General features: G+C 62.4%; 6 protein-coding genes and 1 pseudogene. All 7 read left to right on the top strand.

Features of this window, described 5'->3' with window-relative positions; all coding sequences use genetic code 11:
• Window positions 1–57: 57 nt before the first annotated feature.
• Window positions 58–1407, top strand: a complete 1350-nt coding sequence (locus tag ABSG20_RS22980; protein WP_423866809.1) for an amidohydrolase family protein — start codon at window positions 58–60, stop codon at window positions 1405–1407.
• Window positions 1408–1474: 67 nt separating this feature from the next.
• Window positions 1475–2674 (top strand): arabinose transporter, encoded by a 1200-nt coding sequence (locus tag ABSG20_RS22975; protein WP_423866808.1) that lies wholly within the window; start codon window positions 1475–1477, stop codon window positions 2672–2674.
• A 56-nt stretch (window positions 2675–2730) separates the two neighbouring features.
• Window positions 2731–3498 carry an SDR family NAD(P)-dependent oxidoreductase gene (locus ABSG20_RS22970; protein WP_423866807.1) on the top strand — a complete coding sequence of 256 codons (768 nt, stop codon included), beginning with the start codon at window positions 2731–2733 and terminating at the stop codon, window positions 3496–3498.
• A 112-nt stretch (window positions 3499–3610) separates the two neighbouring features.
• Window positions 3611–3727: pseudogene (locus ABSG20_RS22965) on the top strand (transposase); the annotation flags it as partial.
• 292 nt (window positions 3728–4019) lie between these two features.
• Window positions 4020–4892, top strand: a complete 873-nt coding sequence (locus ABSG20_RS22960) for a fumarylacetoacetate hydrolase family protein (protein WP_423866806.1) — start codon at window positions 4020–4022, stop codon at window positions 4890–4892.
• Window positions 4889–7828, top strand: coding sequence for an FAD-binding and (Fe-S)-binding domain-containing protein (locus ABSG20_RS22955; RefSeq protein ID WP_423866805.1), 2940 nt, complete (start codon window positions 4889–4891; stop codon window positions 7826–7828). Before ABSG20_RS22960 ends, ABSG20_RS22955 begins: the two co-directional genes overlap by 4 nt.
• Before the next feature lie 78 nt (window positions 7829–7906).
• On the top strand, window positions 7907–8732 hold an 826-nt coding region (locus ABSG20_RS22950), incomplete at its 3' end, for an enoyl-CoA hydratase/isomerase family protein (protein ID WP_423866804.1).

Raw genomic sequence — 8732 nt, 5'->3', positions numbered from 1 at the left:
TCTTTCGGAGCGATAAAGGCTGCAGCCAATTCGCAACGTACTGAAAGGATTTGACCAATGAGCAACCAAAAGAACCGTACCCTCTTCAAGAGAGGCACCATCGTGACGATGGATCCCCAGATTTCCAATCTCTCGACGGGCGACGTGCTGGTCGACGGCGGCCGGATCGCCGCGGTCGGCGCGAACCTTAAGGTGGATGGCGCTGAGGTGATCGATGCCACCGGCAGCATCGTCATGCCGGGCCTTGTCGATGCCCACCATCACATGTGGCTCGGCGTGATGCGCCGCATGATGCCCGATGTCGACGATCTCTTCGCCTATATCGACGTCGTGGCCGAGACGCTGGGCGCGCACTACCGCCCGCTCGACATGTATCTGAGCACGAAGCTGACAGCGGTCGCTTCGCTTGATGCCGGCATCACCACGATCATCGACGCCTGCCACTCATCGCGCAGTCCCGGACATACCGATGCGGCGCTCGACGCGCTCGACGCCGCTGGCATCCGCGCGTTGCACATGGTCGGCGCGGCGATGGACAAGAAGGCCTCGGCGGCCCATTTGCCGGCGGACCTCAAGCGTCTCGCCGATAACTGGAACCATGGCGACGGCCTGGTTCGGGTCGGCCTGTTCGGCCAGCTCAATCTCGACTGGTGGAGGGTCGCGCGCGGCCTCGACATGCGTATTCTGACCGAGTTCATCGGCGACCTTGCCAAGCTTGGGCCGGAATTCGCCGAACCCGGCGTGCTCGGGCCGCACAATATCTTCAACCACTGCACCCGGGTGCCGCGGGAGACCTGGAAGCTGTTTGCGGACGCGGGCGTCAACGTCACCGTCAACCCGCGCTCGGACGCGCTGTTCGGCTTCGACGATGAGAGCTTCGCCTACCAGCAGGCGATCGACCACGGCCTGACCCCGGCGCTCGGCATCGACCTCGACACGGCCTTCGGCAGCGACCTGTTCGGGGAAATGCACGCCTTGTTCGGGCAGCAGCGCTCCGCGATGCGCTACCGCCGCTTCCGAGGCGAGAAGAATGTGCCTGCGCCGATCTCGGTGGAGGCGGTGCTCAGGGCCGCGACCGTCAACGGTGCCCGCGCGGCCGGCCTCGAAAGCGAGATCGCTACCCTGAGCCCCGGCAAGCAGGCCGACATCATCATGGTCCGCACCAATGGTGTCGCGGTGTTCCCGGTGACCAATGCCATCGGCACGATCGTCCAGGCGGTCGAGCGCTCCGATGTGGACACGGTGATGGTTGCAGGCGAGATCCGCAAGCGTGCCGGCAAGCTGGTCGGCGTCGATGTTGGCAAGCTCGCGGCCGACGTGACCGCCTCGCGCGACTATCTGCTCGAGGCGAGCGGCTATCGCCCGGACCTGTTCGGCGCATCTACGGCCGCGAAGACCGCGGCCTGACCCAACGTCGCGGCCCGAAGAATGGGCGGCGACGTCATCTCCTCAACCGAATTTCATGGAGGCTGTCATGTCAGCACTTGCTGCAGCGGGTGTGAGTCAATCGGAGGCCGCACCGGCTCATCTTTCTCGGCCGGCGCCGGGCATCATCGCGGCGCTTTTCTGCGGCTATCTCGCCGTCGGCCTGCCGCTGCCGGTGATACCGCTGTTCGTCCACGACAAACTGGGCTTCAGCAATCTGATCGTCGGGCTGGTGATCGGCATCCAGTTCCTCGCGACCGTGCTGACGCGTGGCTATGCGGGCAGCCTCACCGACCATCATGGCGGCAAGCGCTCGGCGCTTCAGGGCGCGGCGGTCTGCGTGATCGGAGGACTGCTCTATCTCGTCGCGGCCATGCCAGCGTTGTCCCCGACGATCAGCCTCGTCATCGTTGTCGTCGGCCGTTTGGTCGCCGGTTTCGGCGAGAGCCAGTTCGTCACCGGTTGTGTCTCCTGGTCGATCGCCTCGGTCGGCCCGAAACGCGTCGGCATGTCGATGTCCTGGACCGGCATTGCCATGTTCGCGGCGCTCGCCATCGGCGCGCCGATCGGTATGGCGCTCTATCAGACCCACGGGCTCAAGGCTGCCATGGTCGCCTGCATCGTCGCGCCGCTCATTGCCGGGGTCATCGCCTTCCGCGAAGTGTCCTACACCAGCCCGGCGGGCCGACGTCTGCCATTCTCCGCGGTGATCGGCCAGATCTGGCGGGAGGGTCTCGGCCTGATGCTGCAGGGCGTCGGACTGTCGGGCCTGACCGCGTTCGCCTCGCTCTACTTCGCGGCGCGGAACTGGGATCACGCAGGTCTCGTCATGACCGCCTTCGGTATCGGTTTCATCTTCGTTCGCGTGGTTCTCGGGTCTCTACCCGACCGGATGAACGGTTATCGCGTCGCGCGGTGGTCGCTGGTCGTCGAGGCGATCGGCCAGACGATGCTGTGGGGCGCACCGCATGAGATCGTCGCGCTTGCCGGCGCGCTGGTCACGGGCCTCGGCTGCGCGCTGGTCTTCCCGGCCCTCGGGGTGGAGGCCCTGAAACGCGTACTGCCGGCCAATCGCGGCAGCGCGATGGGAGCATTCGTTGCGTTCCTCGACATCGCCTATGGCCTGTCCGGCCCCGCGGCGGGCGTGATCGCGGGGCAGTTCGGTTACGCCGCCGTTTATCTGTTTGGTGCCGCCAGCGCGCTCCTTGGTGCCGCGCTTGTGGTCACCGCCCGCAGTCCCCAACCCTGAAGATAAATTGTGCTGCCACGGACACGGTCCGCCGGCCTGCCCAAAGGAGAAATACGATGTCACGCATCTTTATTTCCGGCTCGTCAATCGGACTCGGCCTCGCCGCAGGCGAACTGCTCATCAATCAAGGTCATCAGGTCGTCCTTCACGCTCGTAACGCTGCCCGGGCCGATGATGCCAGGCGCACGCTGCCTGCCGCCCAAGCGATCGTAACAGGCGATCTGGAGACGATCGCTGGCGCCAGGGACGTCGCTGCGCAAGTCAACGCGGTCGGCCGCTTCGACGCGGTCATTCATAATGCCGCCGTCGGCTACCGGGAAGGCCACCACATCACAGTCGACGGTCTGCCGCACGTCTTCGCGATCAACACGCTCGCCGCCTATATCCTCACGGCATTGATCGAAAGGCCGAAGCGGTTGGTCTATCTGAGCTCCGGCATGCATCACCATGCGGACGCCCATCTGGACGACATCCTCTGGCGAAAGCGGCGCTGGAACGGATCGACAGCCTATGCCGAGAGCAAATTGCATGATGCCATGCTGGCCTTCGCGGTCGCCCGCCTGTGGCCCGATGTGCTGTCTAATGCTCTGGAGCCCGGCTGGGTACCCACCAAGATGGGCGGTCCAGGCGCGCCCGACGATATGGATCAGGCGCATCTCACCCAGGCATGGCTTGCGGCGAGCGACGATCCCAATGCTCAGACGACTGCGGGCTATTTCTATCACCTCAAGCCTCGCGAGCCGAATCCGCAGAGCCGAGATAGCGCTCTCCAGAACAGGTTGCTCGATATCTGCGGGAAAATCTCCGGTGTCGAGATCGAGTAGCTTGCACTGTTTCAGTCGCAACACTGGTTTGGACGTGATTCAACCGCCCAGAGCCAACGACCTCGCCTTACCCGAATGAAAGGCAATTCGGCCCCACGGCATGCGTATCATCTTCATCAGGCGCTTCCTGATGCACGTGCTGCCCAAGGGCTTCCACCGCATCCGCCACTACGGGCTCTTCGCCAACGCCAACCGCGCGGAGAACATCGCGAAAGCCCGCGCACCCCTCAATGTCACCCCTCCTGCCGCCGTCACTGCCGTCGACGCAACGTGCGTGTGTGAGTCCCTCGTCAGATCTGAACTCATCAGCTGACAGTTAGAGCATGATTAGCCTAAATTGAGCAGCCGCGTTCAATCGCGGCGGAAGTTGGGCCGCATATTGAATGCCCGTACTGACGGCATTTCGAACGGAACGCGACAGCCCTTATTTTGGATCCCCTCCCAGGCAACAGATCGCGACCTGGCCAGAACGAATCTATCGCGCTGAGGCACGTGTCCGCAGACCGCTGAAGGAGAAACCCATGCGCATTCTCCATTTCGAGGAGGGGGGTAGTCCCGGAATTGCGGCGGATGACGGCTCGGGCTGGCATGGACTTACGGAGCGCGAAAGCGGATTTCCTGGCACTCTTCCCGAACTGATTGCGCAAGGTGCAGATCTGTTGCGCACGGGCAGAGACCTTCTGCCCATGCGGGCACTCGACCTGAACGGAATTCGGATACTGCCTCCGGTGCCCAAGCCACCGAAAATCCTCTGTGTCGGTCTCAACTACGATGATCACCTCGAGGAAAGCGGACTCAAAAAGCCGGTCTATCCCGAAATTTTCGCGCGGTTCGCGACGAGTCTGATCGCTCACGGTGAACCGATCCGGCAGCCACGCGAATCGTTCACGCTGGACTATGAGGCCGAGCTCGCCGTGGTGATCGGCCGGAGCGGACGACGCATCAGCCGCGACAGGGCCCTCGATCACGTTGCGGGCTACTCCCTGTTCAACGATGCCACGATTCGCGATTTTCAACTGCGCACGCCGCAATGGACGATGGGCAAGAATTTCGACGCCACAGGGGCGTTCGGTCCCTGGCTGGTGACGCCTGATGCCCTGCCGCCTGGGGCTCACGGGTTGCGCATCCAGGGCCGCTTGAACGGCCGAGTGATGCAGGATGCGTCTACCGACCGGCTCATCTTCAACGTCCCCACCCTGATCGAAATGATCAGCGTCGCGATCAGTCTAGAACCGGGTGATGTGATCATCACCGGAACACCCGGCGGCGTTGGGGCGGCGCGCAAGCCTCCTGTTTTCATGCAGCCGGGCGATGTCTTCGAAGTGGAGATCGAGGGGATGGGTGCCTTGAGCAACTCCGTCCATCTCGAGTCACAAGAGGAGGTGCCGCGTTGATCAGAAAGCTGTTTTCCGCGAACCCTGCGCGCATACCACGGTGCGATGGGCCACCAAAGAGCGATGCAGTCCCCGCCTCTCTGATCGACGGGACACCAGGTGGCCTGAGAGCCGACCTCATCGCGCTCCTGGGAAAAGGGAACGTCCTCCACAGAGCGATTGATCTCGTACGGTTTGCCTCCGATGCGAGCCCGTATCGGCTCGTCCCCCAAGTCGTTGTGCAGCCCCGAAGCACCGATGACATCGTCAAGCTCTTCCGCTATTGCCGAGAGAACGGAAGGCACGCCACGCTCCGCGCCGCGGGAACCAGCCTGAACGGTCAATCCCAATCGGACGATATACTCATCGACGTGCGCCGTCATTGGTACGGGGCGAAAGTGGAGGACGATGGCTGCCGAGTGCGCGCGCGTCCAGGAATGATCCTAGGGCACGTCAACGCAATGCTCGGGCGATACCGCCGACGGCTCGGACCGGATCCCGCAAGTTCGAGCGCATGCACCATCGGTGGCGTGATAGCCAACAACTCCGGCGGCATGCGCTGCAGCGTCAAAACCGACGCTTATCAGACCGTCTCGGCGATGACGTTCGTAACGCCGTCCGGCGCCGTCATCGACACCTCGGCATCCGACGCGGAGGCGGCATTCGAACGAGCCGAACCTGATCTTGCGATCGGGCTGCTGGAACTCCGCGGACAGCTGCTCGCCGATCGGGAACTGGTCGACCGTGTGCGACAAAAGTATGCGATACGGAACACTCATGGCTACCGGCTCTGCGCTCTGCTCGACGGCGAGACGCCACTTGAAATCTTTCGTCGTCTTCTCGTGGGATCCGAGGGAACGCTGGCGTTCGTCGCCGAGGCCGTGATCGACACCGTTTCTGCTCCTAGCGTGACCGGCGTCGCTTGGATACCGGTGCCAACCATCGACGAAGCGGTCGGCCTTGTCCCCGGCCTCGTCGGTCTCGGAGCCAGCGCCGTCGAGTTGATGGTCGCCCCCGCTCTCACTGCCGCCGGCCAAGCCTTCGCGCACACCCCTGCCTATTGGAAAACGCTCGATCCGAAAGCTGCGGCCCTGCTGGTGGAGTTCGGCGCCAAAGACATGCGAGCGCTCGAGGTTTTGCAGAACAAGGTCATCGAGTTGACCTCGAACGCCAATCTAATCCATCCAGTAGACTTCACGAGCGTGGAGGAAGCTATCGAGCTCGCGTGGCACGTCCGCGAAGGGCTGCTCGGACTGATCGGCAAACTGCGCCCCAAGGGCTCGACGCTGATAACCGAGGATGTGTGCTTTCCGCCAGGACGCCTGGCGCAGGGGGCTAGGGACATCCAGGAATTGCTCAGCAAGCACGGCTTCATCCCCGGAGTCGCCGGCCACGCAGCCCACGGAAATCTTCACTTCACGCTGGTCGCGGACTTCGGCGATCCAGAGGGCCACGAACGGTACGCGGCTTTCATGAAAGAACTCGTCGATCTCGTCGTCCGCAAGCACGACGGCTCGCTAAAGGCCGAGCACGGTACCGGTCTCAACATGGCGCCTTTCCTCGAGTCGGAATGGGGTGCAAAGGCCACCGCCATGATGTGGCGAATCAAAGAGCTCGCCGACCCAAAAGGTATTTTAGGACCGAACGTGATCCTGACCCGCAATGCCAAACTCCACCTGGAGAATTTGAAATCGGTGCCGCAGATCGAGAGCGTTACGGATTCTTCGCAATGCATCGAGTGCGGATTTTGCGAACCGGTTTGTCCCAGCCGTAACGTCACTATGACGCCAAGGCAACGGATCGTGCTCAGGCGTGAAATGTCCCGCCAATCGCCGGGATCACCAATGCTTGCCCGGCTGCAGGAGGAGTACCAGTACGATGGAATCGAGACCTGCGCCGGCGATGGCACATGCGCGATTCCCTGCCCGATCGGAATCAACACCGGTGCTCTGATCCGCGAATTGCGTGCGATCGAGACCACTCCGACGGCTGACAAGGTCGCGCTACGGCTCGCAAAGAACTGGAGCGCGGTCGAGAAGGTATCCCGAGCGAGCCTGTCCGCCACGCATGCCTTCTCCGCTCTATTCGGAGTCAAGCCGCTGACGGCCTTGACCGGGATTGCGCGAACAGTCGCGAGTCCCGATCTGATACCCAGTGTACCGGGGCCGATGCCTCGGGCAGCCCGGGCTCTGCGGTCAACCGAAAAGAACGGTGCCGCAGCCGTCTACTTTCCCGCCTGCATCAACCGGATGTTTGGCCGCGATCCGGACCGCCCGGCTTCGCCGTCCTTGCCGGAGGCGTTCGTCACACTATCCGAACGAGCCGGAAAGCCGTTGTGGATTCCGCCCGATGTCGCAGGTCTATGTTGCTCCACCCCGTGGAAGTCGAAAGGTTATCCCAAAGGCCACGAGTTCATGGCCAAATCCATCGCCGACGCCATGCTGCGGTGGAGCGACGCCGGTAAGATCCCGATCATCGTTGATGCGGCATCGTGCACTCTCGGTCTCAGCCAGGATATTGCTTCACTACTCGACGCCGAGACCAAGGCCAGGTACGAGAGTCTGACCATCATCGACTCGATTGCGTGGTGTCGCGACCTGCTTCCGATCTTGACGATCCGGCGGAAACTCGGGCGGATCGCCGTGCACCCGACCTGCTCCATCACGCATTTGGGATTGGCCAAGACGCTCAGGCAGATCGCGACGCATTTGGCCGATGAGGTCGAGGTGCCAATCGGCACGACCTGCTGCGGTACGGCCGGGGATAGAGGCCTCCTACATCCCGAACTCGTCGTCTCGGCGACCCGCGAGGTCAGAGCCGTTCTGGATGCTCGCCCGGCCGAGGCCTACATTTCGGCGAACCGAACCTGTGAGATGGGCCTTCGTCACGCGACCGGGCGACCGTATGAGTCGTTTATTTTCCTGCTCGAGGAATTGAGTCGTCCGGAGGCGGGCTAACGGATGACCTCTGGCTCATCGAGGCGTTTTGCTGAAATGAGGCCACGCCAAACCGATCAGCAAAATGGAGCCACTCCCATGCGATATTCCGACTACAAATGTTTCCGGTTCGGGTTCGATTCCGGAGTCGCATTCGTCAGCATCAATCACCCGCCGATAAATCTTCTCGATGATGTTCTGTCGCAGGAATTCGACAAGCTCGGCAGGCAGCTCGAAACCGATGAGAGCGTCCGGGTTGTAGTCTTACAGAGCGCTCTTCCTGATTTCTTTATAGCCCACTCTGGATTGGGCCGGGTTGGGGCCGCCTCCAAAAGGGTGTCCCATACGCGCAGCTTTCGTCTTACGCAGATGATCGGCGAGCGGTTCAGGAACATGCCCAAGGTGACCATTGCCAAGATCGAGGGGCGAGCCCGGGGCGGAGGCAATGAGATCGCGCTGGCCATGGACATGTGTTTTGCTGCCGTGGGCAAGGCGATCTTCGGCCAGCCGGAGGCAGCGGTCGGGCTTGTTCCGGGCGGTGGCTCCACGCAACGATTGCCACGACTCATCGGGCGGGGACGCGCCTTGGAGGTGCTCCTGGGTTGCGATGATTTCTCCGCAGAACTGGCAGAACGCTACGGCTATATCAATCGAGCGTTGCCAGCGGACGAGTTGACGCCCTTTGTCGAGAGACTGGCCCACCGTATCGCCTCGTTTCCTGCGCATACCGTCGCTCACGTCAAGGCGGCCGTGGATCTGGGAGCATTTGGCTCCTTGGCGGAGGGGCTTCTGGTGGAAGCCCATGAGTCCGATTTGAGTGTCGCTAGCGAGGTGACGCAGGCGCGCGTGGCCGAAGCATTGAAGGTCGGCGCCGAAACTTATGAAGGCGAGTTGGAGATGGATTTTCTATCGAGACTCTCCCCGG

Source organism: Bradyrhizobium sp., assembly GCF_049512235.1.
Taxonomy (GTDB): Bacteria; Pseudomonadota; Alphaproteobacteria; order Rhizobiales; family Xanthobacteraceae; genus Bradyrhizobium.
Note: the sequence above shows the minus strand (reverse complement) of the source record. Positions and strands in the feature narration are given on the sequence as shown.

What these genes read in the sequence shown, in the direction of transcription:
- ABSG20_RS22980 (WP_423866809.1), top strand. Translation starts at nt 58, where the DNA reads ATGAGCAACCAAAAGAACCGTACCCTCTTCAAGAGAGGCACCATCGTG.
- ABSG20_RS22975 (WP_423866808.1), top strand. Translation starts at nt 1,475, where the DNA reads ATGTCAGCACTTGCTGCAGCGGGTGTGAGTCAATCGGAGGCCGCACCG.
- ABSG20_RS22970 (WP_423866807.1), top strand. Translation starts at nt 2,731, where the DNA reads ATGTCACGCATCTTTATTTCCGGCTCGTCAATCGGACTCGGCCTCGCC.
- ABSG20_RS22960 (WP_423866806.1), top strand. Translation starts at nt 4,020, where the DNA reads ATGCGCATTCTCCATTTCGAGGAGGGGGGTAGTCCCGGAATTGCGGCG.